The following is a 26,284-nucleotide window of genomic DNA, read 5'->3' as shown; positions in this document are numbered from 1 at the left end:
CAACCCGCGATCAACTGCCCTGGGCGCGCAGGTGGTCTTCGAGGTTGAAGGTGGATCGCTTGTTGGAGAACGCCTCCCGGCGCTCGGTCGGCGTCATCTCGGCGAGCGCGTCGAGGAACGCCCCCGAGAACCCGGCGACGCGGCGCGCGTCGCCGACGGGCACGATCGAATGCACCACCTGGTCGTCGTAGACGTGCACGAGGTTGAAGGTCTGCCCGCCGTCGATGCCGGCGAGGGTGCCCGGTTCGGCGCTCGTGTCGATCGTGTAGCAGGTCGCGGAGGCGACCGAGACCGGGACCCCGGCGAAGGTGCCGGTGGTCGAGTAGTGCAGGTGGCCGGCGAGCACCGCGCGCACGTCGGAGCCGCGGACGACGTCGGCGAGCTCGGCCTGATGGTCGAGCTCGAGGACCGCCATCAGCTCGACGGGGGTCGGGATGGGCGGATGGTGCAGTGCGAGCAGGGTGCCGTGCGGCGCGGGGGTGGAGAGCTGCTCGCGCAGCCACGCGAGCTGGGCGGGGTCGAGGTCGCCGTGGTGGTAGCCGGGCACGGTCGAGTCGAGCGCGATGATGCGCAGCCCGTTCACGTCGTGGACGCGATCCTGGGGTGCGTTCGTCGGTTCCTCGCCCATCAGCAGTTCGGCGAACGGCTCGCGTTCGTCGTGGTTGCCCATGACCCAGATGACGCGCGACCCCATCCGCTCGGCTGCCGGCTCGACGTGGGCCTTCAGGCGCAGGTAGGCGTCGGGCTCGCCCAGGTCGGCGAGGTCGCCGGTGATGACGATCGCCTCGGGCCGGGCGCCGCTGCGCTCCAGCTGCGCGAAGGCGCGGGCCACCGTGGCCTCGGTGTCGACCGCACCGTAGAGCGGCTTGCCGCCGCCCAGCAGGTGGGTGTCGCTGATGTGCGCGACCACATGAACGGGGGGCGCGTGCTGTCCGAGTTGGACCATGGCGGCACTCTATCCGCCACTACTGTTGTCGCTGGTGACGACGCCCGAGCGTCACCGGACGGGACCCGACCCATGACCAGCCGCCTCTCGACCGCGGGGGCGACGCTCGTCGCCGCCGGGGTGCTCTTCGCCTCCGCATCCGCCGCCTCCGCCGCCGTCGCGGATTCCTCGCCGGCCGCCGACTGCGTGAGCGCGTGCGTGACGACCATCGACACGACGGGTGCGGGCACCCTCGCGATCCCCGCCGACATCACCTCGTTGACGGTCACCGTGGCCGGTGGCGCGGGCGGCGTCGCCGCGGTGGCGTCGGCAGTGCTCCCCGACGCGGTCGGCGGTGCGGGCGGTTCGACGACGGTCGATCTCGGCACCGCGTACGCCGGCCGGACTCTCGGATTCGTCGTCGGCGGCAGCGGCGAGGGCAGCGCTCTCGGCGTCGGCGACTCGACGCTCCTGGTGGTCGCGGGCGGTGGTGGCGAGGCGGGCTACGCGGGTCGGCTCGATCTCGCCGACCCCGACCAGATCTTCGCCACCTACCCGGGTGGCGCAGGCGGGGCACCGACATCCGCGGGTGTCGCCGCGGGCGGCGACGGGCTCTCCCCCTACGCCGGCGGGCTCGGCGCGACCGCGACCGCGGGCACCGGCGGGACGGGGTCGATCGTCGGCGGCGGCACCGGGTCGGATGCCGTCATGTCGGCGGCGGTGATCACGCTCGGTGCGGGCGGCGCGGGCGGCACCGCGGGAACCCCGGATCTGGCGGCGACGCACACCGGCGGCGCCGGCGGCAGCGGGTTGTTCGGCGGCGGTGGCGGCGGCATCACCCGCGTCGACGTGGACGAGAACCCCCTCTACGTGGTGGGCGCGGGCGGCGGTGGCGCGGGCTTCCTCGCCGACGGCCTGTCCGGCACCGCGGGAACCAACTCCGGCGCGGGTTTCGTGACCTTCACGTGGTCGCTGCCCGCCCCGGTCGTCCCGGCCGCGGCCGAGCCGGCGCTCGCCGAGACGGGTGCCGAGTCGAGCATCGCCCTCCTCGCGGCGGGTGCCCTGCTCGCGGCGGGTGCCGCATCCTTGGCGATCCGGCGACGCATCGACGCTCGCGACTGAGCGTCACGGCGCAGCCCGCACCCACCCTCCTCCCCGTTCGCGCACGGCCCCGTCGAGCGCGAGCAGCCCGAGCTCGGCGCGCACGCGGTCGACCGCGAGCCCGGACAGGGCGGCGATCTTCTCGGGGGTGCGCGGACTGCGCGGTGCGAGGGCGTCGAGCAGGCGGATGCGGGTCCCGGTGGGGTCCGCGGCCGGGCGGATCCCCTCCTGATCCGCCCGCTCGACGGTCGGATGCGCCGCCTCGGGCAGCGGCGCGAGTTCGGCGATCTCGTCGGCGGTGGTGACGCACACCGCGTCGTACTCCCGCAGCAGCCGGTGGCAGCCGGCGGACGCGGAGCTCGTGACCGGACCCGGAACGGCGCCGAGCGGGCGGCCGAGGGCCGCGGCGTGGCCGGCGGTGTTGAGCGATCCGGATCGCGCGCCGGCCTCGACCACGACGGTCGCGAGGCCGGCGGCCGCGATGCAGCGATTGCGTTGCAGAAAGCGCCACTTGGTGGGCGCGACGCCGCAGGGGACCTCGGAGATGGCGGCGCCGTGCTCGACGATGCGCCCGAGCAGCGCCTCGTGGCCGGACGGGTAGAAGCGGTCGAGGCCCCCGGCCAGGAACGCGACGGTGTCCGCCCGGCTCGCGAGCGCCGCCCGGTGCGCGGCACCGTCGATGCCGTAGGCCGCCCCCGACACGATCGCGTATCCGCGGTCGGCGAGCCCCGAGGCCAGCTCGATCGTGACGTGCTCGCCGTACCCGGTGGCGGCCCGCGCGCCGACGATCGCGACGGCCCGTCCGAGCGAGCCGAGGGCCGAGCGATCGCCGCGCAGCCAGAGCGCGAGGGGTGCGTGCACGCCGAGGTCGTCGAGCGCCGCCGGCCAGTCGGGATCGCCCGGTACCACGAGCGACAGGGCGAACCGGGCACCCTGCCGCAGGGCGAGCAGGGCGTCGGACTTCGAGATACGTGGCGTCCACCGCGCGATGCCGTCGTCGAGCTCCCCCGGGTCGAGCTCCACCCCGTGCTCGTCGAGGGCGTGGAGCAGGAGGCGGCCGGCCCGGTCGTCGAGGAGGGCGGCGAGCGCCGCCTCGGCTCCCAGTGCCGCGACGACGGCACCCGCGACGCCGTCGCCGGGCTCGACGATCGCCGTCCAGGTGGCACGCGCGAAGCGCTCGGCCACCGCGTCGCGGTCGTGCTGCGGATCGGTGAGCGGGCGCACGAGGGACGCGACGGTGGCGTCGGCGATGCCGAGGATGCTCATGCGGCGGCCTTCCTGAGGTAGAGGGCGCGACCGATCTGGTCGAGCCCCGGGCGGTCGACACCGTCGAGGTCGGCGAGGGTCCACGCGACCCGCAGCACCCGGTCGTAGCCGCGCATGGTGAGCGCGCCGCGCTCGAGCGCCCGATCGAGCCCCGCGGTCGCGCCCGGCTCGGGCGCCCCCTCACGCCGCAACCAGGTGCCGGGAGCGTGCGCGTTCACGCGCCAAGGCCGCTCGGTCAGGCGCCTCGCGGCTCGGTCGCGCGCCTCGGCGACGCGCGCACGGGCGGCGGCCGAGGAGGTGGTGGGCGACTCCCGGGTGGTGCGCAGCTGGGCCGCCGTGATGCGCGGGACGTCGAGCTGGATGTCGACGCGGTCGAGCAGCGGCCCCGACAACCGCCCGAGGTATCTGCGACGCAGGAACGGCGTGCAGGTGCACTCGGCGTCGCGCACCCCCGCGTTGCCGCACGGGCAGGGGTTGGCTGCGAGGACGAGTTGGAAGCGTGCGGGGAAGCTGGCGGTCGCGGCCGCCCGCGAGATGGTGATGACCCCGGACTCGAGGGGTTGCCGCAGGCTGTCGAGAGCCGATGGGGCGAACTCCGGCGCCTCGTCGTGCGACACTCAGAAGCACCTGTCGCCGCCCGGCCTTCAGGGCGGTTAGGGCGGTTAGGGCGACTTCCGACAGGCCCCTCCCTCCGCACCGAACCACCGAACGAGCCCGGATCGCAACAGTTCGCCGGGGACGCGGAGCCGCCCGCCGCCCTCGCTCAGGGCAGTTAGGGCAGTTTCGGCCTCGATTGCGTCTACTTCGCATATGCATAACCACAAAGTGCCCCCCACCGGAGAAACCCTAGGTCAGGAGCCAGTTTCGCCCCCGAAGGCCGCCAACCACAAAGTGCCCCCTGCGTCACAAAGTGCCCCCTCGGCGGTACGCTGACGCCGTGCCGCGCGCCCTGCTGCGGCGTCGCGGGCTCGGCGTACAGTGCGTGTGGCGCTCCGGCGCGGCTCCCAGGCACAGACACGTTGCAGAACTTCCGCCCGTCCGCCCGTCCTCTCGGAGCCCCGATGCTCAGCCACCTTCCCGAGGTCTTCGACCTCAGCGCCGGCCCCGGCGCCTGGACCTCGCGCGCCGACGCGCTCCGCGCCGCGTGGGCCTGGTCCGACTGGGCCGGTCGCCCGCGGCCCTCGTCGCGCCAGGTCCTCGACGCCCTCCGCGCCGCCGGGGCCGCCGAGGGCAAGCGGCGTGGCGTCCGCGGCTTCCGCGGCATCCTGCCGGCGACGCCGGAGCTGGCCGACCCCGCCGAAGAGCCGCACGGCACCCGCCGCCACTACGCCGCGGGCTGCCGTTGCGACGACTGCCGCGCCGCCGAGCGCTCCTACCGCGGGATGCGCCGTGTCGCACGCCGCCTGCCCGAGCTCGACGGCGTGCGCCCCGACCCCTTCGCGGCCTGGCCCGCCGACCGCGGCTCCGACCCCTACCTAGGCGACGGCTACGCGCGGTCCACGCGCGTCCCCGCGGTCCTGCGCTCGCGCTGCGAGTCGCGCTGGGGGCCCGCGTTCTCCTGGTCTTGCTACGTCTGCGGCGGCACCGCGAGCACCGTGGACCACCTGGTCCCGTGGGCCGCGTCCCGCGACTCTGCTCCGGCGAACCTCGCGCCGATCTGCACCGCGCACCAGCGCTCCAAGGGCGCCCGCGACCTCCGCGACTGGGGCCCGGCGAACGGCCTCTCCCCCGAGCGCGTGGCCGAGCTGCTCGGCGCCGCTACAGCCTGACCAGCCCGCAGGACCCGCACTCCCACCGCGGCGCCGCGTCCCCCGCGGCCTCCATCGGCGTGAGGCAACGCGGGCAGTTCGGCGCCCCGAGCCCGTCGTCCCGGTCCTCGTCCACGCGCCAACCGTAGCCCGGGGTTCCACGGGATTGCGGGCGCCGCTGCTCCCCGGGTCCGCCTCGGCCCGCCTCCACGAGTCACTTAGTAGGTGGGCGAGGAAACCGCGCCCCCACAGACCACCGGCCCTCCCGAGGCCGGCACAGCCGATCGGCGCGCAGGAGCGCGTCGAGCCAGCCAGCCGAACGCAGGCGACGACCGCAAGGCCCGAGGCGCAGGAGCGCGACGGCCGGCGCAGCCCGCGTCCACGGTCCGCGAGGTAGGCGATCCAGCGCGCCCACGCGGCGCGAATCGCTTCCTACTCACGGGAGAACACCATGGACCCCAAGTCCGAACTGAAGGCCATCCAGGCCGAGCTGCAGGCCCTCGTGGCCGACGTCAAGTCGAAGGGCCGCAGCCTCACCGACGCCGAGTGCGACACCATCGAGCGGAAGTCGCAGCGCGCGATGGAGCTCAAGACCGCCATCGACCGCGGCGAGAAGGCCGCGGCGAGCCTCGCCGAGATGGCTGGCGGCGTGGTCGAGGCCGACCTCGACGGCAACATCACCGGCGTCGAGACGGGCCGCAAGGGCTACGTCAACCTCGCGAAGACCGCCAAGGCCGTCGCGGGCCGCGGCGTCAAGGCCCTCGTGGCCTCCGGCAGCGACGGCATCCCCGTCGCCCTCGACCCCGAGCCGATCCGCCTCGGCCAGACGGGCTTCGGCCTGCTCTCGGTCATCCAGGCCACCGAGCGCGGCTCGCGCAAGTACACCACCCTGCGCCAGACCGTCCGCACCTCGGGCGCCGACGTCGTGCCCGCGGGCGAGGAGAAGCCGGTCAGCGTCCTGACCGTCGCCGAGGTCGAGGGCGAGCTGCAGGTCATCGCGACCCTGAGCGAGCCGATCGACAAGTACCTCCTGGCCGACAACTCGTCCCTGGAGACGTTCGTGGACACCGAGCTCCGCGACATCGTCGTCCGCCGCGCGACCAAGCTCGGCGTGGACACGTTCCTCGCCACGCCCGGCATCCAGAACGTCGCCGCCGCCGACACCCCGGCCGACAGCATTTACGACGGCCTCGCCGCCGTCAGCGACGCGGGCTACTCGCCCTCGCTGCTGGTGCTGAACCCCGCGGACTACCACGCCCTGCGGAAGTCGAAGGACGCCGAGGAGCGCTACTACGGCGACGGGCCGTTCCTGGCCGGCTCGCCCGCGCAGCCGGTCGTCTGGGGCATCCCGACGCTGCTCTCGCCCGACGTGACCGCCGGCACGGCGCTCGCGCTCGCGACCGACCGCCTCGGTGTCTCGGTGGACCGGCAGGGCATTCAGACCGAGCAGGACAAGTCGTCCGGCTTCACGGTCAACGAGGTCCAGTTCCGCACCGAGATGCGGGCGAACTTCGACGTCTACGCGTCGCAGGCGATCGCCAAGATCGACCTCGCGGCGTAGCCGCCACCCCCTGGTCACGGGGACGAACTGACCCGGCGGCGCGGCCCCTGACCCGGGTCGCGCCGCCCCACAGACCCCCGCGCCGGTGAATCGTCGCTGAGCTCCCCGGCGCGGGTCCTACTTCATGCCCCCCGGGGCCCCTGCGCCGGGAGGCACCATGCCGCGCGCGACGCCCCCCGGGGTGCCGGGCCGCCCCAACGCGGGCCGCACCGGCTCGGTCTGGACGCGGCTCAAGCGGCGGCAGCGCGACATGCGCCTGCCCTGCTGGCTCTGCGGTCAGCCGATCGACTACGACCTGCAGTGGCCCGACCCCGGCTCCTTCAGCGTGGACCACGTCGTGCCGCACTCGCGGTCGCCCGAGCTGCGCGAGGACCCGGGCAACCTGCGCTCGTCGCACCTGCTCTGCAACCAGAAGCGCGGCGACCGCGGCGACGGACCTCCCGCGCTCGGCCTGCTCAGCGAGCGGTGGTGAGCCGGTCTCCGCGACCTCGCCCCGCGGGCTAGGGGCGCCCGAAACCTGCGGACGGCGGCGGCCAGGCAGCTCGCCCGGCAACTTCACGTATCCCCCCTGAGGGGCCACCCCATCGCGTATCCCCTGGTGGGGCGCCCACCCACTGCCGCCGACACCGGTACGTCCGTTCTAGCCACAGGAGGCCCCGTGCCCACGCCCTCTCAGATTGTCGCCGCCCAGACCGCCCTCAATCGTGTGGAGCTGGCCCTTCAGTCGCTGCTGTCCCGCGCCGAGGACCCGGCCTCCGCGGCGGACGCTGGCCAGGCCCTGCGCGACCTCGGCGAGGCGCGCCACAACCTGTCCTGACCTCGGGAGACTGACGATGAACGACCAGCTGACCTGCGCCCGGTGCGGCGCCACCAAGCCTGCGGACCTCTTCGCCCGCCACGCCAAGTCCGCGACAGGCCGCGAGGGATTCTGCAAGGGGTGCAAGGCGGAGCGGCAGCGCCAGTGGCGCGCCACGGAGCGCGGCCGCGAGCTCGCCCGCGAGGCCGTCCGCCGCCACCGCGCGGCCGAAGCCCGGAGCATCCCGGGGACCGCTGCCGCGGCCTGATCCCGCGGCACGATCGATCTTGACGCCCGCGACGGGCCATAGCTCCCCCGTCGCGGGCGCCTTTTCGCGGCCCGACGCCGCCTCAACTGCACGAGAGAGGGGTCCCATGGACCGCCGCACCCCCGAGTCAGACGGCGAGCGCCAGCGCCGCCGACGCGCCCGCAACGTTGCGCGCGAGCCCTGGCAGGTCGAGCGCGACCGCCGCCGCCTGCGCCCCGGCGGCCTGAAGACCTGCGCCAGGTGCCGCCGCTCCCTGCCCTTCCACGCCTTCCCGGACCGCACCCGCGAGCGCGACGGCCTCGACACCCGGTGCTACGGGTGCATCGCGGCTGCCAGGGCGGCTCGCGCATGACTCGCTTCGCAGTGCCCGCCAGGCTCCCCCACTTCCACGCCATCCACGAGAGGACCCCGTCTTGACCACCCACGCAGAACAGCGCGCTCGCCTCAAGGCGATCGTCGCGACCTACCTCTCCCTCGTCGCCCTGCTGGCGGAAACGGAGGGCGACACCTACCGCATGGGCCAGGCGCCCAGGCCCCGCGAGGACACCACGGAGCGCGGCAAGGGCACCGTCTCGGACCCGACCCCGGCGATCGTCGCGGACCGGCGCCGCCAGCAGCTCCGCAACGCCTGGGGCAGCGCGGAGGCCGCGCTCGTCTCCGCGTGCGAGGACCTGGACGAGGTCGCCCGCGAACTGACCCGCGCGCACGACCGCTGGCTCGGCGCGCCCGACCCCGCGGACGCGGCCGCCGCGTGACCCCAGACGAGCTGGCCGACGCGGACAGCGCCCGCGAGTCCGCGGCCCTGTTCCTCGGCAAGCACCCGTACCGGGCGCTGCACCGCGTGCTCCCGATCCTCATCACGACGACGCACCCCTCCGTCCGCCGATTCGCGCGGGGTCAGGTCGAGGCCATGGTCGTCCGCCAGGAGCGGCACCCTCTGCCGTCGCCGCGCCACCTGGCCAGCTTCCTGCGCATCTGGCGCCGGTACCGCGCCGAGGCAGAGGCCGCCGGCGACGCCGAGGTCGTGGCCCTGCTCGACCGCGCCATCGCCGGGGCCCACTTCTACGACCCCGCGACGATGCCGCCCCCGCGGTCCCTGTCCACGATGTACCTGCCCGTGACGCTCGAGGACTCGGAGTTCGCGTACGTCGGCTCCCTCGCGGGCCGCGCGCTGTCGGACCGCTCCGCCCTGGCCGACGTCGCCGCGTTCATCGACTGCACGCCGGTCCCGAGCGCTCGCGACGCCGCCCGGCGCGTCCTCGACGCGTTCGACCGCGCGCGGCGGTCAGCGGAGTCTGCCTAGTCGGCCTTCGGGCCGTACTTGCTGGCCAGCCACTCGTAGACGGCCTGCTGCTCGCCGTTCCCGGCGCGCCGCACCTGCGCAAGTAGCCAGATCGTGGACGGCTTCTCCGTCGTGATGTTCTTCGCACCCTGATTGCACGTCGAGCACAGAGTCCGGAGGTTCGCGAGCTCGTCCTTGCCGCCGTACACCTTGTCCACGATGTGACCGATGTGCAGCCGCACTGGCCTACTGGTGTCGGGGTCGAGCTCGCCCGCGGCCTTGCCGCACATCTGGCACGTGAAGCCGTCGCGGTCGAGGACCTCGGCCCGCAGCTTCTGCGAGATGCCGCGCTTGAACGCCTCGTTCGACTTCTCCGGCGGCTCCCCCACAAGCATGTACTCGCCGGGCTTCAGGTCCTGCCGGTCGTTCTGGGTCTGGATCGGCCAGCCCTCTTCGTCGCGGAGCTCGCGCACGCGGCGCGCCCACTCCCCCACGGGCTGGACCAGCGCCGCCAGCTCCTTGCCCTTGACGACCTCGCCCTGGTGCGCGCGGAAGTGCGCCCGGATCTTCGCCTTCGCGCTGTCAGCCGCCACGCAGCAGATCTTAGGCGGCGCGCTGCTCCCCTTGCATGACGGCGCGCATGAGCGACGCGCCGAGGTACTCCGTGTACGCCGGCGGGATCGACTCGTTCAGCTCGTGCTTGTTCATCCAGTCGATGCCGAGCGCATCCTTGGCGTTGGCGATCGAGCAGTTGCCGCCGCCCGTCACCTGCACGAACGACGTGTTCTGGTCGAGCTTCCCGTAGTGCGCCTTGCGCTTGTCGTGCGTGAAGACCAGCGGGTGCTTCCCGTGCTCCGGCGCCGTCAGGTCGATGTTCGACTCGAACAGGCGGTGGCGGATCACGCGGAGTCCGGGGAACATCGTCCCGCACAACACCACCGGGTCCAGCAGCGGCGCGCCCTCGACGTTCTCGATGATGTACGGGACGCCGAGGCCTTCCAGCATCTCGCGCACCGGCTCGATCAGCCGCGGCCACATGTGTGCGTTCCCGTTCCGCTTCGCCAGGTCGGAGTACGACTGGCAGGGCGGCGACGCGTGCACCGCGTCGAACGACGCCAGGAACTCCGCGTCGAGCGTCAGCGCGTCGTGCTGGATGAACTTGAACGGGTAGTTCGGCTGCGGGTCGATGTCGACTCCGACGACCTCGAAGCCGGCGCGGTGGTACCCCATCCCGGCGCCTCCGGCGCAGCAGAACAGGTCAAGGAGGCGGGGGCGCTGGGACATGTTGCCACTGTAGCCGGCGGGTCGGACAACCGCGGCGCCGGCGCGCCGGGAGTTACCAGTCCCAGGCGGCTACCGGGCTTCGCGCCTCGGCGTGTCGCGTTCTGGGGCCTCGGGGCCCGCCGCCCTTGCTTCCGGCCTCCGGGCTGGCGAAAGCGTCCCAGATCGTCACCGGCGGCTCCGAGGGCAAGACGAAGGCCCCCGGTCCCGGTCGCCGGGGCTCGGGGGCCTCTCGCCGCTGGCCGTCACTTCGCGGCGGACGCCTCCAGCTCCGCGAGGCGCGCCCTCATGGCCTCGACCTCGGCGGCCTTCTTGGCGCGCGACTTCCGCGACGCCTCGGCCGCGATCGCCTTGCGGTGCGGCGCCTTCAGCGCCTGCGCCGCCGCGATGAGCTCGTCGACGCGGGCCAGGTAGTCGGTCACGTCCTCGCTCGCGACCTCGGCGCCCTGCTCGGCGCTGACGGCCTTGATCGCCGCGTCCAGGTTCTTGTTCTGCATCTCGTCCTCCGTTTGGTGGTGTGGCTCGTTGCGTCTGAACCTGCCGCGCGCCGCCGGGAGGGTTGCTGGCGTCTCAGCGCTCCGCGGCCCTGCGCTGCCAGTCGCGCTCGATCGCCGCCGCCCTCCGTGCGTCGTCCCGCGCCCTCCTGGCCGCCGCGCCCCTGGCCACCCTCGCCGCGAGGCCAGCGCCGTCGCGTGGTGCCGCCAGCCTGTCCTCGGGCTCGGGCTCCGCGCTGGCGTCCGCCCAGTCCCGGTGCGACGGCCACCACTGGGGCTCCCCCAGCTCGTTGAGCCCGACGACCCGCCGTGGGGCGTTGTCCACCTGGGGCCCCGCCGCCGGGACCACCAGGGTCCACGAGCCGTCGGCCTCTCGGCGCCTGTCCTTGCCCTCCGCCGCGAGCCTGCGCCTCGCCTCGCGAGGCACCGCCTCTGTCCTGATCCGCATGCCCACGCCGCTCCCTTTGCTCAGCCCGCGTTCAGCGGGCGTCCAGGTAGCGTACGGCCGCGCCGTCGCGTGGCGCGCGCGTTCAGCGGACTTTCAGCTTCAGTCGTCCTCCACCGGGTGCTCGATCCACAGCGGATCCATGCGCTCCGCGGCGTCGCGGGCCCCGCGCGCAGCCTTCGCGACCGTCACCGAGTCGAGCATGTCCTCGACTAGGTGCCGCCGCGCCTGGGCGTCGTCGGCGCGCCAGGCCTCAGCGAGCGTGCGGCCCGTGGGCGTCCTGGTGCGCCTGGTCCTGCGCGGCGCGTCGAGAAGCGCGCGCCGGCGCCCCTTCAGCGCGTCGAGCCGCGGCAGCAGCTCCGCGTAGTCGGCCCCGTCCTGCGCCAGGGCGCCCTGCACGTCGGCGATCGCCTGCGCCACGCCGTCGAGCTCGCCCTGGTCCGGGCCCTCCGCCGTCTCGGAGACTCGGTACTCCGCGAGGTGCCCGACCATGCGGAGGATCGTGGCTTCCATGTGGGCCTCTGCCGCGGGGCGCGAGATGCTGACGCCGGGGCACTGCGCGTTCGGGAACGCCTTGTTGGCGCACCGGAACGCGTCGGCCCTGCCGCCGTCGCGCCGCGCCGCGTACATCACCGACCCGCAGAGGCCGCAGTACAGCAGGCCCGACAGCCACGACGCGGCCCTACGGCCCTCGTTGGGCCCGCGGGTCCTGAAGCGCTCCTGCACGGCCGCGAACGTCCCGGGGTCGAGCAGCGGCTCCCACCGCGTGATCGGCATCCCGTGCTCGTCGGCCACGGCGCGGTACTCCCACACGGGCGAGCCGTCTGCGCGCGTGCCGGCACGCTCCCTCCGCGTCGTGCGGCCGATGAGCGTCGGCGACTGAAACAGCTTGCGGACCGTGGTGACGCGCCATCGCCCGCGGTCCAGCCCCTCGTGCGCCTCGCCGGCCTGCCTGGCCCTTCGGGCCGCGCTCTGCGGCGTGGCGACGCCCTCGGCGTCGAGCCAGCGGGTCACGTCCGTGATGCGGGCCCCGGCGGCCAGCCGCCGCGCCCCCTCGCGGGCGTACTGGGCCTCGGAGTCGTCGGGCACGAGCGTCTTGCCGCCGCCGGGGCGCCCCGCCGGGCGGTAGCCGAACGGCACCGCGCCGCCGAGCCAGCGCATCTCCGCGGGGTCGGTGGCCGACAGCACGTGCCGCCGCATCGAGAGGATGCGGTCGCGGGTGCCCTCGGCCTCCATCGCCGCGACCTCGGCCACGACGGCCGCCATGATGCCGAAGGCGGGCTGGTCGCTCCGCAGTCCCTCCTTCTTGGCCACGAACAGCGAGCCAGGGCGGTCGCGGAGCACGCCGACGAGCCGCGCCACGGCGCCCAGCCCCATGCGGCTCCACCGGCTCATCTCCCAGACCAGCAGCGCGTCGGCGTCGCCGCGGGCCACCGCGTCCAGCGCCGCGTCGGCGTTCTCGCGGTCCCTGGTGCCCGTCACGCCCTCGTCGGTGTAGACGGCCACCACGGGCCAGCCCTCCGCCGCGGCCAGCTCCCGGAGCTCGCGCTCCTGCCTGCTGGTGCTGACCGACTCGTCGGTGCTGCGCGATACTCGGCAGTACAGGACGGCTCTCTTCTCCATCCGCCGATTATGGCGCGTTCTGGTGTCCCTCGACTCGTCGAGGAACAGGATGCCGTGGGCGGCACGGGCCGCCGCGCCCGGCCGGATGACCCCGCTGCCCCCGCCGACGATCGCCGCGGGCGACGCCGAGTGGTGGGGCGCCTCGAGCGGCGGCCGGGTGGCGAGCGAGCGCCCGACCGGGACGCCGGCGAGCGAGCGGATCGAGCTGACCTCGATGGCGGCGCGCTCGTCGAGGTCGGGCAGGATGCCGGGCAGCCGCGTGGCGATCATCGTCTTGCCGGCGCCGGGCGGCCCCAGCAGGAACATGTGATGCCCGCCCGCAGCGGCGACCTGCACCGCCTCGACGGCGTCGCGGTTGCCGATCACCTCGGCGAGGTCGCCGGCGTCGTCGGGCACCGCCGCCCCCTGCACCGGCAGCAGGGGCTCCACCTCGACCGGTTCGAGCTCGGCGCCGTGCCAGATCGCCGCGGCGCGCAGGCTCGCGACCGGCACCACCCGCATGCCCGGCACGAGCGCCGCCTCGTCGGCGTTGCCGACCGGCACGAGCACCGTGTCGAATCCGGCCCGTTCGGCCGCCAGCACCATCGGCAGGATGCCGCGGGAGGGTCGGAGCCGCCCGTCGAGACCCAGCTCCCCGAGATGCACGACCCCGGCCACGGACTCCGGCGCGACCCACCCCTCGGCGGCCAGCACGGCGAGGGCGATGCCGAGGTCGAAGGCGGAACCGGTCTTCGGCAGCGACGCCGGCGAGAGGTTGACCGTGACGCGGCCGCCGGGGAACGAGAAGCCGCTGTTGCCGATCGCCGAGCGCACCCGCGCCTTCGCCTCGCCGAGGGCGGCATCCGGAAGCCCCACGAGCACGAAGGCCGGAAGACCGCTCGCGGTGTCGGCCTCGATCTCGACCGGTGCGCCGTCGAGCCCGAGCAGCGCGACCGCGTGCGCGCGACCCACCCCCATCAGAAGATCCCCACGAGGTGCTCGACGCTCGGCTCGGCACCACGCGGCACGAGCACCGCGACCGCGTCGATTCGGATGCGACCGCGATCCCGCGGGTGCGCGGAACACCACGCGCCCGCGAGCCGGCGCAGTCGCGCGAGCTTCACCGGGGTGATCGCCTCGAACGGATGCCCGAAGGCCATGGTGCTGCGGGTCTTCACCTCGACGAAGACGAGGGCGTCGCCGTCACGCAGGACGAGGTCGATCTCACCCTGCCGGCACCGCCAGTTGCGCTCGACGAGCCGATACCCGCGCGCCACCAGATGCCTCTCGGCGATCCGCTCGCCGCGCCTGCCCAAGTCGTCTTTCGCCGCCATGCGGGAGAGCCTGTCGGGCGGCCCGTCGCGGCCGGGGCGAGCTCAGCCGATCTGTGAACCCGTCGACGTGGTCGAGGCTGGGGAGGAGCCGCTCACCCCTGGAAGCCGATGAGCCAGTGCACGCCGAAGCGGTCGCGCACCTGTCCGTCGTGGTCGCCCCAGGCGCGCAGCTGCAGCGGGTCGAGCACCTCGCCGCCCTCGGCGAGCGCCTCGAACCAGACCTCGAGCGTCGCCGGGTCGGCGGTGCCGAGCAGCGAGAACATCGCCCCCGTCATCCGGAAGGTCGCCTCGCCTTCCGCGGCGTCGGCGGCGAACAGGGTGACCGGCCCCTGCAGCATGCCGTGCGCGATCGCCGCGCCCGGGCCGTCCTCGCGGCCGAAGTCGGCGTAGCTGTGGAGGATCAGCTCACCGCCGAAGATCTCGTGGTAGCGCGTGAGCACCTCGCGGGCGTCGCCGCCGAACAGGAGATAGGGAACGAGTCCGGACATCTGGTCAGGCTAGCGCCCGGGTCTACCGTGGGACAGGTGAGCGAGCTGATCCGTCCCGCCGTCGCGGCCGACGCCGAACGCATCGTCGACATCTGGGCCGCGGGATGGCGCGACGGGCACCTCGCCGACGCGCCGCCCGAGCTGCTCGCGCATCGCACCCGCGAGGCGTTCGTGCCGCGGGTCGCCGCCGCCCTCGACCGCACCCGGGTCGCCGAGATCGACGGCGCGATCGCCGGCTTCACGATGCTGCACGGCGACGAGGTCGACCAGGTCTACGTGGATGCGGCGTTCCGCGGCTCCGGCGTCGCCTCGCGTCTGCTGCGCGACGCCGCGGAGCAGGTGCGCGCGGACGGGCACGCCGTGCCGTGGCTCGCCGTCGCGGTCGGCAACGCACGCGCCCGGCGCTTCTACGAGCGCGAGGGCTGGACGGATGCGGGCGGGTTCAGCTACGACGCCGAGATCGGCGAAGGCGGCTCGCTGCCGTTCCCGTGCCGGCGGATGGAGCTGCGGGAGGGCGCCTAGGCTCGATCCGTGATCGTCGCCCTCGGCATCCTGCTGCTCGTCAGCGCCGTCTTCAACGTGCTCACCTGGCCGACCTTCCTGAAGCGGGTGGCCCGCGACCCGCGGGCGCACGACGAGGCCGGCCGCCCGACGCGGTTCCTGCGCGTGCACCAGGCGCTGGTGGCCGTCGCGATGCTGCTCGCGGCCGCCTCGGCGGTGCTCGGCGTCTGGGCGCTCGTCGCGGGCTGAGTCAGCGGTCGAGCTGCAGCCGCCGCCACACGAGCGCGGTGAGCGCGGCCACCAGCGCCCCCGCGGCGAGCGCCACCGCGACGGCGGCACCGGAGACGGATGCCGGGTCGAGCGCCCACAGCGCCGGCGCGGCGACCGGGAACCAGGCTCCCGCGCCCGCCACCACGAGCACCTGCGCGCCCGCGAGCAGCACGAACCCGGTCGCCACCCCCGCCAGCAGACCGCGTCCGAGGGTCGCCGCGAGGGCGACCGGGGTGGCCACGACCGCACTGAACGGCGCGAGCAGGGCGACCCGCGCGAGCACCGCCGCATCCGCCGTCGCGGGCGGGCCGTAGCCGAGCAGCAGCCCGCCGACGAGCAGCACCGCGGCGAGCGCGACGCCCATGCCCGCGGCCACGAGCACGCCCAGCAGCAGCTTCGCGGATGCCAGCTGCCCGCGCCCCACCGAGAGCGCGTAGAGCCCCGTGACGGTGCCGTCGGCGAACTCGCGCCCCGCGAGCCAGCTGTGCAGCACGGTGATGCCGAGCAGCAGTGCGGGCGCCGACACCTGCAGTGCGATCGCGAGCAGCCCCGGCCATCCGGGCGCCGCCCCCGCCTCGCCGAGCTTGGCGATGAGCTGCGGGTCTCCCGAGGCGGCCACACCGCGGAACGAGAGCACGATCGTCGCGATGCCCGCGATCGTCAGCAGGGCGGTCGCCGCGACCACGCGGGAGGCCCGGGCCTTGCGCCACTCCACCCGCAGCGCGGAGCCGAAGCCGGTCATGCCGGCACCTCCTCGCGCGCCAGGTCGTCGGCGTGCACGAGCTCGAAGAAGGCGTGCTCGAGCTCGCGGTCGCCCGGGGTCAGGCCGCCGATCACCCGGCCCGCGTTGATGACGGTGATGTCGTCGGCGATGCGCGCCACCTCGTCGAGGTGGTGGCTCGACACGAGCACGGCGGCGCCCGCGGCCGCCCGACGCAGCAGCGCCTCGCGCAGCAGGATGACGCCCGAGGGGTCGAGCGCGTTGGTGGGCTCGTCGAGCACGATCACGCGCGGGTGGTGCTGCAGCGCCGAGGCCAGGCCCAGGCGCTGCCGGTTGCCGAGCGACATCCGGCGGGCGCGCACCTCGGCGTACCGGCGCAGTCCGAGCTCGTCGAGCACCGCGTCGACGGTCTGCGGGATGCGCGGCCCCGCGACCCCGTGCAGGCGCGCGCCGAGCTCGAGGTTCGCCCGTCCCGTGAGCTCCCCGTACGCGAGCGGGTACTCGACGAGGTGGCCCACGAGGGCTCCGAGCGCCGTTCCCGAGGCACGCGGGTCGAGGCCCGCGAGGCGCACCGTTCCCGACTGCGGGGTCAGCATCCCGAGCAGCAGCCGCATGAGCGTCGACTTGCCCGCGCCGTTGAGCCCCACGAGCGCGTGGATGCGCCCCTCCTCGACCCGCAGGTCGACACCGCGCACGCCCGCTCCCCCGGCGAACAGCCGGGTCGCGCCGACCGCCTCGATGCCGCTCATCGGGCGCCCTCCAGCACCGCGAGCGCCCCCTCGAGCGCGTCGCCGAGTGCGAGGTCGTCGCGCTCGGCCCACACCAGGAGCGCCTCGGTGACCCCCGCGAAGACCGCGGTCGCGGCGATGCGCGCCTCCACCGGTTCGGCCCCCGCGGCGACCAGGGCGTCGGTGACCGCACGCGCCGACTCCTCGGTCGCCTGCCGGGTGGCGCCGCGGAGGGTCGGCGAGGCGGCGGCGATCCGCAGCCGGGTGCGCACGACGGCGGCATCCGGTTGCGGCACGGCACCCCACGCCGCCCGCACGCCGCCCGCGATCCGTGCCAGCAGCGGCAGCTCGCGCGGCTGGCGCCCGACGTGCTCGGCCATGAGCGGGTCGTAGGGGTCGTCGACGACGAGGGCGTCCTTCGCGGGGAAGTGGCGGAAGAAGGTCATCTCGCTGATTCCCACCGCCGAGGCGATGCGCCCCACGGTGACCTGGTCGTAGCCGTGCTCGGCGAACAGCGCGAGGGCGGTCTCGAGGATGCGGGCGCGGGTTCGCGCGGAGCGCGCGGTGGGGGCGATCTCGGTCGGCACGCATCAAATGTTAGTCACTAACATTTAGCCTCGCAAGCCCCCCCCCCCCCCCCGCCCCGGTATCAGGGAGCCGGCTCGCCCCTCCTCATCCGCAGACCGCGACTGCGGTGGATCAGACAGGAGCCCGCGATGGACGACCTCTTCCGCTTCCTCATGATGCGACCCGCCGACCTCCCGGTGTCGGGCGACATCCGCGTGCTCACCTCCGACAAGGTGGACCCCGCGGACGGGCCGAAGGCGCGACGCCAGGCGGCCGCGGTGCTCGCCGCGAAGGACGCCGTGCACACGATCGAGCAGGTGCCGCTCGGCGGCCTCGCACGCGACGTCGCCGCCGCCATCGGCACCTCGGTGCTCGACGCGGATGCGGCCGCCGCGCTCGTCGAGGAGCGCACCCAGCGCACGGCGCAGCAGCTCGTCGCCGACCCGGCGTTCGACCCCGCCGTCGCCCGCATCGACGACACCCTCGTCGCCGTCAAGGTGCTGTCGGGCTCCGCCGAGGTCGACGCCCGCGGACTCGCCCTCGCGGCGCAGGGGTTCGACGCGATCCGCCGCATCGCCGAAGGCGCCGCCGAGGTGCGGCTGCGCCCGCTCGTGGTGCCGCTCGATCCGCCGGCGAAGCCCGACGACGACCACGAGGAGCCGCCCGCACCCGAGGAGCCGAAGGAGCCGGACCCCCGGATCGCGGCCCAGATCCAGCGCATCGACGCCGCCCTCTCCGCGCTCGGCAAGGTGCCCGCGGGCGGCTTCGTCGTCGATCGGGCGAACACCCCGCGCGGCACGAGCCGTGCGCGCGCCGCGGCACCCCGCGCAGCCGCGGACGACGCGGACGCCGCGGTCGCCGAGTCGGCCGTGGCCAGCAACCCGTGGATGCTGGCGCCGGCGACGGTGCAGAAGCTTCCCGCCAAGGTCACCTCCACCCTGCGCGGACTCGGCATCGACGCGACCTCCGTGCCGTTGCCGACCATCATGAACACCCTCAGCGAGACGCGGGTGCAGCTCTCGAGCAGCATCGCGCAGCCGCTCGAGTCGACCATCTCGCTCACCCGGCTCGGCAGCCTCCTGGTGCCCGAGCCCGCCGCGACCGACCTCGTCGGCCGGCCGGGGGCGGCGATGCCGACCGGCCACGGCGAGATCCGCCCGGTCGGCGTGGGCGACCTGCTGCTCGTCAAGGAGCACGTGCTGCGCTACGAGGGCGGCGAGCTCGCGCACGTCGAGAACGTGCTGAAGTCCGAGCACATGAGTCGCGAGACGCGGCGCCTCGACCGCACCGAGACCACGATCCTCACCGAATCGGAGACCACCAAGGAGGAGGAGCGCGACACCCAGTCGACCGACCGCTTCTCGCTCAAGCGGGAGACCGACGCGACCATCAAGGACGACACCCAGTTCAAGGCCGGCATCGCGGTGGACGCCAAGTACGGGCCCTTCGTCGAGGTGAAGGCCGACGCGAGCATCGCCACGAGCCACTCGAGCGAGGAGTCGACGCGGCAGGCGTCCGAGTTCAGCAAGGACGTCGTCTCGCGCTCGGTCAGCAAGGTGGTGGAGCGCGTGCTCGAGCGCCGCAGCACCACGACCATCAGCGAGTTCGAGGAGAAGTACTCGCACGGCTTCGACAACACGACCGGCGCCGGCAACATCTCCGGCGTCTACCAGTGGGTCGACAAGGTGCTCGAGGCCCAGGTCTACAACTACGGCAAGCGGATGCTCTTCGACGTCACCGTGCCGGAGCCCGCGACGGCGTTCATGGTCGCCGAGACGAAGGGCAAGCTCGACGGCGAGACCTTCACGCCCCCGGTCCCCTTCACGCTGAAGCCCACCGACGTGACCGAGTCGAACTACGCGCTCTGGGCGCAGCGCTACGACGTGACGGGCATCGAGGCGCCGCCGGCGCCGGTCAAGACCGTCAGCAAGGCGCTCGGCGGCACGATGCCCCAGGATCCGTACGAGTCGAGCAGCTCGGCCGACATCGTGATCGACGACGGCTACCGCGCCAAGTACGCGCTGTGGACCGCCGCCTGGTACGTGTACGACGGCGCCGTCTGGTACCTCATCATCGGCAACAACTCGCTCGACGTCTTCACCGCATCGACCTACGTCGACATGGCGGGCGAGGTCGGCTCGGTCTCGATCTCGACCTTCGGCTGGAAGCTGCGCGACTTCGCGGCCACGATCGAGATCTTCTGCGAGCGCACCGAGCGGGCGATGCTCACCTGGCGTCTCAAGACGCACGCCGCGCTCACCCAGGGCTACCTCGCGAAGCAGCAGCAGTACGAGTCGAAGGTCGCCGAGGCGGAGGCGGCGGCCGGTGTCGTGATCTCCGGGCGCAACCCCGGGTGGAACGCCCGCATCGTGGCCGCGGAGCTGCGCAAGCAGTGCATCACGCTGCTGACCGCGCAGCAGTTCGACGCCTTCGGCGCCCTCGAGGTCTCGGCGCAGGGCCATCCGCAGCCGAACCTGGCACGCACCGCCGCGCAGATGCCCTACGTGCGCTTCTTCGAGCAGGCCTTCGAGTGGGAGCACCTGATCTACTTCTTCTACCCGTACTTCTGGGGCTGGAAGCCCGCCTGGAACCGGCGGCTGCTGCTCGACGACGTCGATCCGCTGTTCGCCGACTTCCTGCGCGCCGGGGCGGGACGCGTCGTCTTCCCGGTGCGGCCCGGCTTCGAGGCGGCCGTCATCCACTACCTCGAGACCGGCAAGATCTGGAATGGCGGGCCCGCCCCCGACATCTCGAGCTCGCTGTACGTGCCGATCGTCAAGGAGATCCAGGAGGCGACGGGTGCCCCCGGCGACGAGGTGCCGGTCGGCGACCCCTGGCTCGTGCGGCTCCCCACCACCCTCGCCAAGCTCCGCGCCGACGACGCCCTGCCGGCGTGGAAGAAGGTCGGCGAGGACTGGCAACCGGACGAGTGACCGGAACCCGGAGTCGTCGATGCGCACCCACATCCTCGTCGCCGGTGTCGACTGGGAGTTCAAGGGCGTCGACTTCCAGCTGATCGCCGACAACCGGCGCAAGCACCTCACCACCCTGAACCGAGCCAAGGAGCCGCTGCGGTTCCTCATGATGGATGTGCGCGGCGGCAAGGTCACGCGGGTCGACGTGAGCTATCCGGGCGGCAAGAAGACCGAGACGGCGACGGCCGTGGCGACCTTCGACCCCGTGACGAAGGCGAGCTACACGACCTTCACGGATGCGGCCGGCCTCACCCACACGACGCTCAAGCCCGGCTCGTGGAAGGTGATGTCGATCCTCGACGTCTACGCGGCCGTGCGCGACATCGGAGCGAACGACCCGGGCACGCTGCGGGAGCTCAGCTTCTTCGGCCACGGCTGGGCCGGCGGCGTCATCCTCGTCAACACCTGGGACGACCGGGAGCCCGAGCTGCCCGTGCCCTCCACGGGCGCGGGGCCGATGACCGTGAAGGTGAAGCTCGGCCCCACCCAGCGCAACCCGAACGACAAGGACTCGCGGATGGCGTACGACTTCCAGGCGCCCACCCAGGACGCCGCGGCCGTCGCGCTGTTCCGGGCCGCGTTCGCCTCCGACGGCTACACCTGGGCGTGGGGGTGCTCGTTCCCGCCCGTGCACCACCACTCGATGTGGGCGATGGAGCACGCGAAGGGCTACGCGTCGACGGGGGTTCGCGACGACAAGGTGCTCACCCTCGACGCCGTGACCAAGGAGGACGTCGACTACCTGGAGGGCTGGCTCGTCGCGAAGCTCGGCCCGTTCCCGTCGCGCTCCACGATCACGCTGAAGTTCACCTACCTGAAGTGGGCGTTCTGCTCCATCAACGCGGCGAGCTTCGGCGCGCTCTTCGCGACCGGCAGCGGCAAGCCGGTGCGTGCGGCGCTCGTCGGCACCTACGCCGAATACGACGACCCGACCGACATGATGCACGTGCACACCGGCTTCTCGGCGCACGTCGCCTTCTACAAGAACTACCTCGGGATGACGCTCGACCCGGAGGGTCGCGGCTACGGCGTCTACCCGCCGGGGATCACGTGCCCGGCGCCCACCCCGTGACGACGTCCAGGTAGACCCAGCGCCCGTCGTGGCGCACGAAGCGCGACCGCTCGTGGAGGAGGCCGGCGCCCTCCGGTCCGCGGTACGAGGCGCGGAACTCCACGACGCCCTCCGCGTCGTCCGGCCCTCCCGCATCCGTGTCGACGATCTGCAGCCTGCGCCACACGACGACGTCGTCGAGGTCGAGCACCGCGGGCCGGGTCGACGGATGCCACGAGCGCAGCAGGTACGCGGCGTCGCCGAGCGCGAAGGCGCTGAAGCGCGAGCGCATGAGCGCCTCGGCGGTCGGAGCGGGCCGCCCCGCGTGGATCGGGCCGCAGCACGCCGCGTGGTCGCGGCCGGAACCGCAGGGGCAGGGACCGGGCGCGGTCACTCGTCGAGCGCGAGCTCCTTGGGGAGCTCGAGGTCCTTGTCGCCGCGCACCTCGACGTTGACGTCCTTGAAGGTGAGCACGCGCACGCTCTTGACGAAGCGGTCGGAGCGGTAGACGTCCCACACCCACACGTCGGTCATCGTGAGCTCGAAGTAGAAGTCGTGCTCGGTGTCGTGACGCTCGAGCGTCACGTCGTTGGCGAGGTAGAAACGCCGCTCGGTCTCGATCACGTACTTGAACTGACCCACCACATCGCGGTACTCGCGATACAGCGAGAGCTCCATCTCGCGGTCGTAGTCGTCGAACTCGTCCTCGTCCATCGGGGACGAGTCTAGTTGTGCGCGCTGCGGCTCGGAGCCGGGCGCGTCAGAACAGGGCGGGCTGGCGCAGCCAGCTCCAGCGGTGCAGGGCGGAGGCGCCGATCCGGTCGATCGCGGCGTAGTGCGTCGCCGAGGCGTATCCCTTGTTGCTCGTCCACTCGTAGCCCGGGTGCACGGCATCCGCCTCGATCATCAGCCGGTCGCGGTGCACCTTCGCCAGCACGGATGCCGCCGCCACGGTCGCGCAGTCGCGATCCGCCTTGACGCGGGTGATCACGTGCGGGCGCGACGACTCCGGCCACCCGGCGAGCGCCGGGGTCAGCCAGTCGTGGGAGCCGTCCAGCAGCACGACCGCCGCCTCGACGGGCACCCCCTGGGTCACGAGCGCCTCGAGCGCCCGCGTCGCCGCGAGCCCGAGACCCGGGACGATGCCGAGGTGGTCGACCTCGGCGTTGTCGGCCAGCCCGACCGCCGAGTGCGGCGCCCAGCCGAGCACCCGCGGATGCAGCTCCTCACGCCGCTGCTCGGAGAGCAGCTTCGAGTCGCGCAGCCCCGACGGCATCCGTCGCACGTCGGGCAGGAAGACGCCGAGCCCCACCGCGACCGGGCCGGCGATCGCGCCGCGGCCGACCTCATCGCATCCGATCACGAGCGCGGCGCCCTCGCGGAAGAGCGTCCGCTCCACGCGCAGCGTCGGATCGGCGACCGTCATCCGCCCGAGGTGCCCGTCTCGGTCGGCGCGGGCGTGGGGGTGCCGCCGTTCTCGACGCCCTCGAACACGATCGGGTAGTTGTCGAGCCACGTCCAGCGGTCGACGGGCCACGAGATGAGCACCGCGCGCCCCACGACGTCGCTGATCGGCACGAAGCCGTTGCCCGGCTTGTCGCGGTTGTAGCGCGAGTCCCGCGAGTTCCAGCGGTTGTCGCCCATCACCCAGAGAGAGCCGTCGGGCACGGTCACGTCGAAGTCGTCGCGCGAGACCTTGGTGACGCCCGCGGGGAGCTTCACATAGGACGACTCGTCGAGGGCGACGCCGTTCACCGACATCTGCCCGAAGTCGTTGCAGCACGTGACGTGGTCGCCGGGCAGGCCGATCACCCGCTTGATGAGGTGGTCGTTCGAGTCGGGGGCCGTGAGCCCGACGATCGAGCCGAGCCACTCGAAGAAGCCCGAGATCGGATCCTGCGGCGGCAGCGCCACCGGGTCGAGCCAGCCGCCCGGGTCGGTGAACACCACGATGTCGCCGTGCTCGATCGGGGTGAGATCCGGCTCGAGCTGGTTCACGATGATGCGGTCGTTCACGAGGAGGGTGTCCTCCATCGACTCCGAGGGGATGTAGAACGAGCGGATCAGGAAGGTCTTGATCAGGAACGAGATGACGATCGCCGCGAGCACGATGAGCGCCACGTCGCGCAGGAAGTAGAGGAAGCCGCGCTTCGGTCGCTCGCGCTTCGGCGCCTCGGGTTCGGCCGCGTCATCCGCACGAACCGCGTCCGCGCGCGCCTGGGTGTCGTCGCTCATCACTCCCCTGAAGTCCCTGCAAGCATATGCGGCACGGTGCCGTCGACCGGGCATGCGACACCCGGTGACCGCGGCGGCTCAGAAGAGTTCGTAGTCGGAGCGGGACAGCCGGAACCCGGCTCCCGTCACCAGGCTGCGGCAGGTCATGCCGTCCTCCGTCGAGTCGCACCCCATGTCGCGGTAGCTGATCGACGAACCGTACGGGAGCGCCGGCGACTCCGCCGCGTCGGCGCAGAACGACTCCGCGACCGCCGCGGGGTCGTCGGCGAGGACGCCGAGGCCGTTGGGCGCGACCGCCTCCGGGCACTTGCCGTGCGGATCGGACGGCAGCACGACGCTCTGCTCCTCGAGCATGCACCACCACCAGGGAGTCGTGTTCGGGTACTCGCTGTACCCGCAGCGGAGGTTGCCCGACGGCGAGGAGAACACGACACCGCCATCTCCGCCCACGTACCCCGCGGTGTCGACGGCGGTGCCGGCGGGTCGCCATGCCTCGGCCGGAGTCGAGGGTGCGGTCGAGGGGGTGGCGGACGCGGCGCCCGACTCGCCGGGCGATGCGGAGGTCGTCGGCGCGGGGGCCGCGGAGGTGCATCCCACAAGAGAGATCGCGGCGATCAGGACGATGGTCGGCAGGGTCGCGCGGGGCACACCGGATGCTAGCAAGCGCCGCATGCCGGGGCGCCGCGAGCGGCCACGCGCCTCCGCATCCGGAGACGACGGAACCCGGCCCCGCTGGTGCGGGAACCGGGTTCCGGACGCTCTCAGGAGGCGGACTTACGCGTCGCGCTTCTCCTTGATCTTGGCCTTCTTGCCGCGCAGCTCGCGCAGGTAGTAGAGCTTCGCGCGACGGACGTCACCGCGGGTGACGACCTCGATGTGGTCGATGACCGGCGAGTGCACCGGGAAGGTGCGCTCGACGCCGACCTGGAAGCTGACCTTGCGGACGGTGAAGGTCTCGCGCACGCCCTCGTTCGAGCGGCCGATGACGACGCCCTGGAAGACCTGGATACGCGAGCGGCTGCCCTCGATGATGTTGACGTGCACCTTGACGGTGTCACCGGGGCGGAAGTCGGGGATGTCGGAACGCAGGGATGCGGCGTCGACGTCGTCCAGGATGTGCATGGCTTTTCGCTCTCTGCGCCCGCCACAGGTCGAACGCGGGTATACGGAAATCAGAAGATGAGGCGTGCGTCTCGCGGCGACGGTCCCCCTGTGGCAGGGCCGTGCGGACGCACAAACGACAATTCTGCCACACTTCTCGCCGGTCGCGCGCCGCCCCGGGCGGCGCACCGCGACCGCTCAGTCCTTCTCGTCGGTGACGTCGTGCGACGTCACCACGATGACCTCCCCGATGTCGACCGGCTGGGGGCGCTGCGGCACGGAGGCGCGCGATCCGTTGACCGTCGCATCCACGTCGTCCATCACGGCCTGCAGGCGGCGCCGGCCCTCGGTCACCAGCTCCCAGACGGCGAACCAGAACGCCGCGAGCACGAGCACGACCGCGGCCGCCACGATCGCCGGATGCGCGACGAACCCGGCCGCGATGAGCACGAGCCACAGCACGACGAGCAGCGCGGCATCCCATCCCGACACGGCGCGCTCCTGCCGCACCCCGGGGCGCCAGACGACGAGCCCCCCGATGATGAGCAGCATCACGAACAGGATCGGGCACACGATGAGGTACCCGATGAAGTCCCAGCCGATGCCGTCGAGCAGGATGCCGCGGCCGATGAGCACCCACAGCGGCAGCAGGAAGGCGAGGGGGAACAGCAGCACGTAGACGGCGCGGCGCACGACCATGGCACAAGGCTACGCTCGATGGGTGATCGAACTCCGGACTCCTCACGAGATCGAGCAGATGCGCCCCGCCGGCCGCTTCGTCGCGAGCGTGCTCGAGGCGACGCGGGATGCCGCCGACGTCGGCGTGAACCTGCTGGAGCTCGACGCGCTCGCGCACGAGATGATCCGGAAGGCCGGCGCCGAGTCCTGCTACATCGACTACCACCCCTCGTTCGGCGCCTCCCCGTTCGGCAAGGTGATCTGCACCTCCGTCAACGACGCCGTGCTGCACGGACTGCCGTTCGACTACCGCCTGCGCGACGGCGACCTGCTCTCGCTCGACTTCGCGGCATCCGTCGACGGCTGGGTGGCCGACTCGGCGCTCTCGGTCGTGGTCGGCGAGGCCGACCCCGCCGACCTCGAGCTCATCGCGACCGCGGAGCGGGCCCTCGACGCGGGCATCGCCGCGGCCACCGTCGGGCACCGGATGGGCGACGTGTCGGCCGCGATCGGCGACGTCGCGCACGCCGCCGGCCTCTCGGTCAACCTCGACTTCGGCGGCCACGGGGTCGGGCGCACGATGCACGGCGACCCGCACGTGCCGAACGACGGACGTCCCAAGCGCGGGCTGCCGCTGCGCGCGGGGCTCGTCGTGGCGATCGAGCCGTGGTTCATGCACGGCACCGACGAGATCTACACCGACACCGACGGCTGGACCCTGCGCTCGGCCGACGGCTCGCGCGGCGCCCACGCCGAGCACACCGTCGCCATCACGGCCGACGGGCCCGTGGTGCTCACCGCCCGCACGAGCTGACCTCAGCTCCGGCCATAGACATGTCTATGACCGCCTGGACACCTGCGCGCGG

The 26,284-nt window shown here is 73.2% G+C and carries 33 protein-coding genes; 14 read left to right on the top strand and 19 right to left on the bottom strand.

All coding sequences use genetic code 11. The features are described from left to right. Positions 1–10: 10 nt before the first annotated feature. Positions 11–946, bottom strand: a complete 936-nt coding sequence (locus tag NUH29_RS13010) for a phosphodiesterase (protein WP_258799638.1) — start codon at positions 944–946, stop codon at positions 11–13. Positions 947–1,018: 72 nt separating this feature from the next. Between NUH29_RS13010 and NUH29_RS13005 the strand changes: the two genes are divergently transcribed. After that, positions 1,019–2,047, top strand: a complete 1,029-nt coding sequence (locus NUH29_RS13005) for an LPXTG cell wall anchor domain-containing protein (protein WP_258799637.1) — start codon at positions 1,019–1,021, stop codon at positions 2,045–2,047. A 3-nt stretch (positions 2,048–2,050) separates the two neighbouring features. On the opposite strand, the gene dprA is transcribed toward NUH29_RS13005, so the two are convergent. After that, positions 2,051–3,292 carry a DNA-processing protein DprA gene (gene dprA / locus NUH29_RS13000; RefSeq protein WP_258799636.1) on the bottom strand — a complete coding sequence of 414 codons (1,242 nt, stop codon included), beginning with the start codon at positions 3,290–3,292 and terminating at the stop codon, positions 2,051–2,053. Next, positions 3,289–3,909: an ATP-binding protein gene (locus NUH29_RS12995; RefSeq protein WP_373317456.1), complete on the bottom strand. Its 621-nt coding sequence runs from the start codon at positions 3,907–3,909 to the stop codon at positions 3,289–3,291. Before NUH29_RS12995 ends, dprA begins: the two co-directional genes overlap by 4 nt. A 444-nt stretch (positions 3,910–4,353) precedes the next feature. On the opposite strand from NUH29_RS12995, the gene NUH29_RS12990 reads away from it, so the two are divergent. From NUH29_RS12990 to NUH29_RS12955, 8 genes are all read left to right on the top strand, one after another. Continuing rightward, entirely contained in the window at positions 4,354–5,061 is a 708-nt protein-coding gene (locus NUH29_RS12990; RefSeq protein WP_258799635.1) for an HNH endonuclease, read from the top strand. A 430-nt stretch (positions 5,062–5,491) separates the two neighbouring features. Further along, positions 5,492–6,601: a phage major capsid protein gene (locus NUH29_RS12985; RefSeq protein WP_258799634.1), complete on the top strand. Its 1,110-nt coding sequence runs from the start codon at positions 5,492–5,494 to the stop codon at positions 6,599–6,601. A 157-nt stretch (positions 6,602–6,758) separates the two neighbouring features. After that, positions 6,759–7,073 carry an HNH endonuclease gene (locus tag NUH29_RS12980; RefSeq protein ID WP_258799633.1) on the top strand — a complete coding sequence of 105 codons (315 nt, stop codon included), beginning with the start codon at positions 6,759–6,761 and terminating at the stop codon, positions 7,071–7,073. 186 nt (positions 7,074–7,259) lie between these two features. Further along, entirely contained in the window at positions 7,260–7,418 is a 159-nt protein-coding gene (locus NUH29_RS12975; RefSeq protein ID WP_258799631.1) for a hypothetical protein, read from the top strand. A 16-nt stretch (positions 7,419–7,434) separates the two neighbouring features. After that, positions 7,435–7,665, top strand: a complete 231-nt coding sequence (locus NUH29_RS12970; protein ID WP_258799630.1) for a hypothetical protein — start codon at positions 7,435–7,437, stop codon at positions 7,663–7,665. Between the two features lie 106 nt (positions 7,666–7,771). After that, entirely contained in the window at positions 7,772–8,017 is a 246-nt protein-coding gene (locus NUH29_RS12965) for a hypothetical protein (protein WP_258799629.1), read from the top strand. 61 nt (positions 8,018–8,078) lie between these two features. Next, positions 8,079–8,420: a DUF7169 domain-containing protein gene (locus NUH29_RS12960; protein WP_258799627.1), complete on the top strand. Its 342-nt coding sequence runs from the start codon at positions 8,079–8,081 to the stop codon at positions 8,418–8,420. Then, entirely contained in the window at positions 8,417–8,968 is a 552-nt protein-coding gene (locus NUH29_RS12955) for a hypothetical protein (protein WP_258799625.1), read from the top strand. The genes NUH29_RS12960 and NUH29_RS12955 overlap by 4 nt, the downstream gene beginning before the upstream one ends. Here NUH29_RS12955 and NUH29_RS12950 read toward each other — a convergent pair. From NUH29_RS12950 to NUH29_RS12925, 6 genes are all read right to left on the bottom strand, one after another. Next, on the bottom strand, positions 8,965–9,540 hold the full coding sequence (locus NUH29_RS12950; protein ID WP_258799624.1) for an HNH endonuclease: 576 nt from the start codon (positions 9,538–9,540) through the stop codon (positions 8,965–8,967). The genes NUH29_RS12955 and NUH29_RS12950 overlap by 4 nt on opposite strands. A 10-nt stretch (positions 9,541–9,550) precedes the next feature. After that, positions 9,551–10,231 carry a DNA cytosine methyltransferase gene (locus NUH29_RS12945; protein ID WP_258799623.1) on the bottom strand — a complete coding sequence of 227 codons (681 nt, stop codon included), beginning with the start codon at positions 10,229–10,231 and terminating at the stop codon, positions 9,551–9,553. A 242-nt stretch (positions 10,232–10,473) separates the two neighbouring features. Next, positions 10,474–10,725 carry a hypothetical protein gene (locus NUH29_RS12940; protein WP_258799622.1) on the bottom strand — a complete coding sequence of 84 codons (252 nt, stop codon included), beginning with the start codon at positions 10,723–10,725 and terminating at the stop codon, positions 10,474–10,476. Between the two features lie 544 nt (positions 10,726–11,269). Beyond that, positions 11,270–13,747 carry an ATP-binding protein gene (locus NUH29_RS12935; RefSeq protein ID WP_258799621.1) on the bottom strand — a complete coding sequence of 826 codons (2,478 nt, stop codon included), beginning with the start codon at positions 13,745–13,747 and terminating at the stop codon, positions 11,270–11,272. Continuing rightward, a complete protein-coding gene (locus tag NUH29_RS12930) occupies positions 13,747–14,103 on the bottom strand; it encodes a YraN family protein (RefSeq protein WP_258799620.1) in 357 nt (118 codons plus the stop codon). Before NUH29_RS12930 ends, NUH29_RS12935 begins: the two co-directional genes overlap by 1 nt. A 92-nt stretch (positions 14,104–14,195) precedes the next feature. Next, positions 14,196–14,591, bottom strand: a complete 396-nt coding sequence (locus NUH29_RS12925; protein ID WP_258799619.1) for a VOC family protein — start codon at positions 14,589–14,591, stop codon at positions 14,196–14,198. Between the two features lie 36 nt (positions 14,592–14,627). Here NUH29_RS12925 and NUH29_RS12920 point away from each other — a divergent pair, with 36 nt between their 5' ends. Next, positions 14,628–15,113, top strand: a complete 486-nt coding sequence (locus NUH29_RS12920; RefSeq protein ID WP_258799618.1) for a GNAT family N-acetyltransferase — start codon at positions 14,628–14,630, stop codon at positions 15,111–15,113. A 9-nt stretch (positions 15,114–15,122) separates the two neighbouring features. Beyond that, positions 15,123–15,341, top strand: coding sequence for an SCO4848 family membrane protein (locus NUH29_RS12915; protein WP_258799616.1), 219 nt, complete (start codon positions 15,123–15,125; stop codon positions 15,339–15,341). Position 15,342: 1 nt separating this feature from the next. Here the strand turns inward: NUH29_RS12915 and NUH29_RS12910 are convergent, their stop codons facing one another. The 3 genes from NUH29_RS12910 to NUH29_RS12900 are packed head-to-tail and all read right to left on the bottom strand — an operon-like array spanning position 15,343 to position 17,398. Next, positions 15,343–16,104 (bottom strand): ABC transporter permease, encoded by a 762-nt coding sequence (locus NUH29_RS12910; protein WP_258799615.1) that lies wholly within the window; start codon positions 16,102–16,104, stop codon positions 15,343–15,345. After that, on the bottom strand, positions 16,101–16,832 hold the full coding sequence (locus tag NUH29_RS12905) for an ABC transporter ATP-binding protein (RefSeq protein ID WP_258799614.1): 732 nt from the start codon (positions 16,830–16,832) through the stop codon (positions 16,101–16,103). Before NUH29_RS12905 ends, NUH29_RS12910 begins: the two co-directional genes overlap by 4 nt. Continuing rightward, entirely contained in the window at positions 16,829–17,398 is a 570-nt protein-coding gene (locus NUH29_RS12900) for a TetR/AcrR family transcriptional regulator (protein WP_258799613.1), read from the bottom strand. Before NUH29_RS12900 ends, NUH29_RS12905 begins: the two co-directional genes overlap by 4 nt. A gap of 129 nt (positions 17,399–17,527) precedes the next feature. On the opposite strand from NUH29_RS12900, the gene NUH29_RS12895 reads away from it, so the two are divergent. Beyond that, positions 17,528–20,311, top strand: a complete 2,784-nt coding sequence (locus tag NUH29_RS12895) for a hypothetical protein (protein WP_258799612.1) — start codon at positions 17,528–17,530, stop codon at positions 20,309–20,311. Positions 20,312–20,330: 19 nt separating this feature from the next. Beyond that, entirely contained in the window at positions 20,331–21,425 is a 1,095-nt protein-coding gene (locus NUH29_RS12890) for a hypothetical protein (protein WP_258799611.1), read from the top strand. Here the strand turns inward: NUH29_RS12890 and NUH29_RS12885 are convergent. From NUH29_RS12885 to NUH29_RS12855, 7 genes are all read right to left on the bottom strand, one after another. After that, a complete protein-coding gene (locus tag NUH29_RS12885; protein ID WP_258799610.1) occupies positions 21,400–21,798 on the bottom strand; it encodes a YchJ family protein in 399 nt (132 codons plus the stop codon). The genes NUH29_RS12890 and NUH29_RS12885 overlap by 26 nt on opposite strands. Next, positions 21,795–22,118, bottom strand: a complete 324-nt coding sequence (locus NUH29_RS12880; RefSeq protein WP_258799609.1) for a DUF2469 family protein — start codon at positions 22,116–22,118, stop codon at positions 21,795–21,797. Before NUH29_RS12880 ends, NUH29_RS12885 begins: the two co-directional genes overlap by 4 nt. Positions 22,119–22,164: 46 nt before the next feature. Beyond that, on the bottom strand, positions 22,165–22,830 hold the full coding sequence (gene rnhB / locus NUH29_RS12875) for a ribonuclease HII (RefSeq protein ID WP_258799608.1): 666 nt from the start codon (positions 22,828–22,830) through the stop codon (positions 22,165–22,167). After that, positions 22,827–23,639, bottom strand: a complete 813-nt coding sequence (gene lepB, locus NUH29_RS12870; RefSeq protein WP_258799607.1) for a signal peptidase I — start codon at positions 23,637–23,639, stop codon at positions 22,827–22,829. The genes rnhB and lepB overlap by 4 nt, the downstream gene beginning before the upstream one ends. Positions 23,640–23,717: 78 nt before the next feature. After that, positions 23,718–24,287 (bottom strand): DUF6636 domain-containing protein, encoded by a 570-nt coding sequence (locus NUH29_RS12865; protein ID WP_258799605.1) that lies wholly within the window; start codon positions 24,285–24,287, stop codon positions 23,718–23,720. A gap of 126 nt (positions 24,288–24,413) precedes the next feature. Continuing rightward, positions 24,414–24,761 (bottom strand): 50S ribosomal protein L19, encoded by a 348-nt coding sequence (gene rplS / locus NUH29_RS12860; protein WP_258799604.1) that lies wholly within the window; start codon positions 24,759–24,761, stop codon positions 24,414–24,416. A gap of 177 nt (positions 24,762–24,938) precedes the next feature. Next, positions 24,939–25,439, bottom strand: a complete 501-nt coding sequence (locus NUH29_RS12855; protein ID WP_258799603.1) for an MFS transporter — start codon at positions 25,437–25,439, stop codon at positions 24,939–24,941. Positions 25,440–25,461: 22 nt separating this feature from the next. Here NUH29_RS12855 and map point away from each other — a divergent pair, with 22 nt between their 5' ends. Continuing rightward, positions 25,462–26,232 carry a type I methionyl aminopeptidase gene (gene map / locus NUH29_RS12850; RefSeq protein ID WP_258799602.1) on the top strand — a complete coding sequence of 257 codons (771 nt, stop codon included), beginning with the start codon at positions 25,462–25,464 and terminating at the stop codon, positions 26,230–26,232. Positions 26,233–26,284 lie beyond the last annotated feature (52 nt).

The sequence above is a fragment of the Protaetiibacter mangrovi genome (assembly GCF_024752305.1).
GTDB classification, from domain to species: domain Bacteria; phylum Actinomycetota; class Actinomycetes; order Actinomycetales; family Microbacteriaceae; genus Homoserinibacter; species Homoserinibacter mangrovi.
The sequence above is the reverse complement of the archived record's forward strand: the minus strand, read 5'-3'. Positions and strand labels throughout refer to the sequence as shown.

Excerpts from the sequence above, each read along its gene's own strand:
- rnhB (WP_258799608.1), bottom strand. The coding sequence starts at position 22,830 with ATGACGGTCGCCGATCCGACGCTGCGCGTGGAGCGGACGCTCTTCCGC.
- NUH29_RS12965 (WP_258799629.1), top strand. The coding sequence starts at position 7,772 with ATGGACCGCCGCACCCCCGAGTCAGACGGCGAGCGCCAGCGCCGCCGA.
- NUH29_RS12935 (WP_258799621.1), bottom strand. The coding sequence starts at position 13,747 with ATGGGGGTGGGTCGCGCGCACGCGGTCGCGCTGCTCGGGCTCGACGGC.
- NUH29_RS12970 (WP_258799630.1), top strand. The coding sequence starts at position 7,435 with ATGAACGACCAGCTGACCTGCGCCCGGTGCGGCGCCACCAAGCCTGCG.
- NUH29_RS12985 (WP_258799634.1), top strand. The coding sequence starts at position 5,492 with ATGGACCCCAAGTCCGAACTGAAGGCCATCCAGGCCGAGCTGCAGGCC.
- rplS (WP_258799604.1), bottom strand. The coding sequence starts at position 24,761 with ATGCACATCCTGGACGACGTCGACGCCGCATCCCTGCGTTCCGACATC.
- NUH29_RS12930 (WP_258799620.1), bottom strand. The coding sequence starts at position 14,103 with ATGGCGGCGAAAGACGACTTGGGCAGGCGCGGCGAGCGGATCGCCGAG.
- lepB (WP_258799607.1), bottom strand. The coding sequence starts at position 23,639 with ATGAGCGACGACACCCAGGCGCGCGCGGACGCGGTTCGTGCGGATGAC.
- NUH29_RS12855 (WP_258799603.1), bottom strand. The coding sequence starts at position 25,439 with ATGGTCGTGCGCCGCGCCGTCTACGTGCTGCTGTTCCCCCTCGCCTTC.
- NUH29_RS12910 (WP_258799615.1), bottom strand. The coding sequence starts at position 16,104 with ATGACCGGCTTCGGCTCCGCGCTGCGGGTGGAGTGGCGCAAGGCCCGG.
- dprA (WP_258799636.1), bottom strand. The coding sequence starts at position 3,292 with ATGAGCATCCTCGGCATCGCCGACGCCACCGTCGCGTCCCTCGTGCGC.
- NUH29_RS12925 (WP_258799619.1), bottom strand. The coding sequence starts at position 14,591 with ATGTCCGGACTCGTTCCCTATCTCCTGTTCGGCGGCGACGCCCGCGAG.
- NUH29_RS12890 (WP_258799611.1), top strand. The coding sequence starts at position 20,331 with ATGCGCACCCACATCCTCGTCGCCGGTGTCGACTGGGAGTTCAAGGGC.
- NUH29_RS13010 (WP_258799638.1), bottom strand. The coding sequence starts at position 946 with ATGGTCCAACTCGGACAGCACGCGCCCCCCGTTCATGTGGTCGCGCAC.
- NUH29_RS12980 (WP_258799633.1), top strand. The coding sequence starts at position 6,759 with ATGCCGCGCGCGACGCCCCCCGGGGTGCCGGGCCGCCCCAACGCGGGC.
- NUH29_RS12940 (WP_258799622.1), bottom strand. The coding sequence starts at position 10,725 with ATGCAGAACAAGAACCTGGACGCGGCGATCAAGGCCGTCAGCGCCGAG.
- NUH29_RS12945 (WP_258799623.1), bottom strand. The coding sequence starts at position 10,231 with ATGTCCCAGCGCCCCCGCCTCCTTGACCTGTTCTGCTGCGCCGGAGGC.
- NUH29_RS12905 (WP_258799614.1), bottom strand. The coding sequence starts at position 16,832 with ATGAGCGGCATCGAGGCGGTCGGCGCGACCCGGCTGTTCGCCGGGGGA.
- NUH29_RS12990 (WP_258799635.1), top strand. The coding sequence starts at position 4,354 with ATGCTCAGCCACCTTCCCGAGGTCTTCGACCTCAGCGCCGGCCCCGGC.
- NUH29_RS13005 (WP_258799637.1), top strand. The coding sequence starts at position 1,019 with ATGACCAGCCGCCTCTCGACCGCGGGGGCGACGCTCGTCGCCGCCGGG.
- NUH29_RS12880 (WP_258799609.1), bottom strand. The coding sequence starts at position 22,118 with ATGGACGAGGACGAGTTCGACGACTACGACCGCGAGATGGAGCTCTCG.
- NUH29_RS12895 (WP_258799612.1), top strand. The coding sequence starts at position 17,528 with ATGGACGACCTCTTCCGCTTCCTCATGATGCGACCCGCCGACCTCCCG.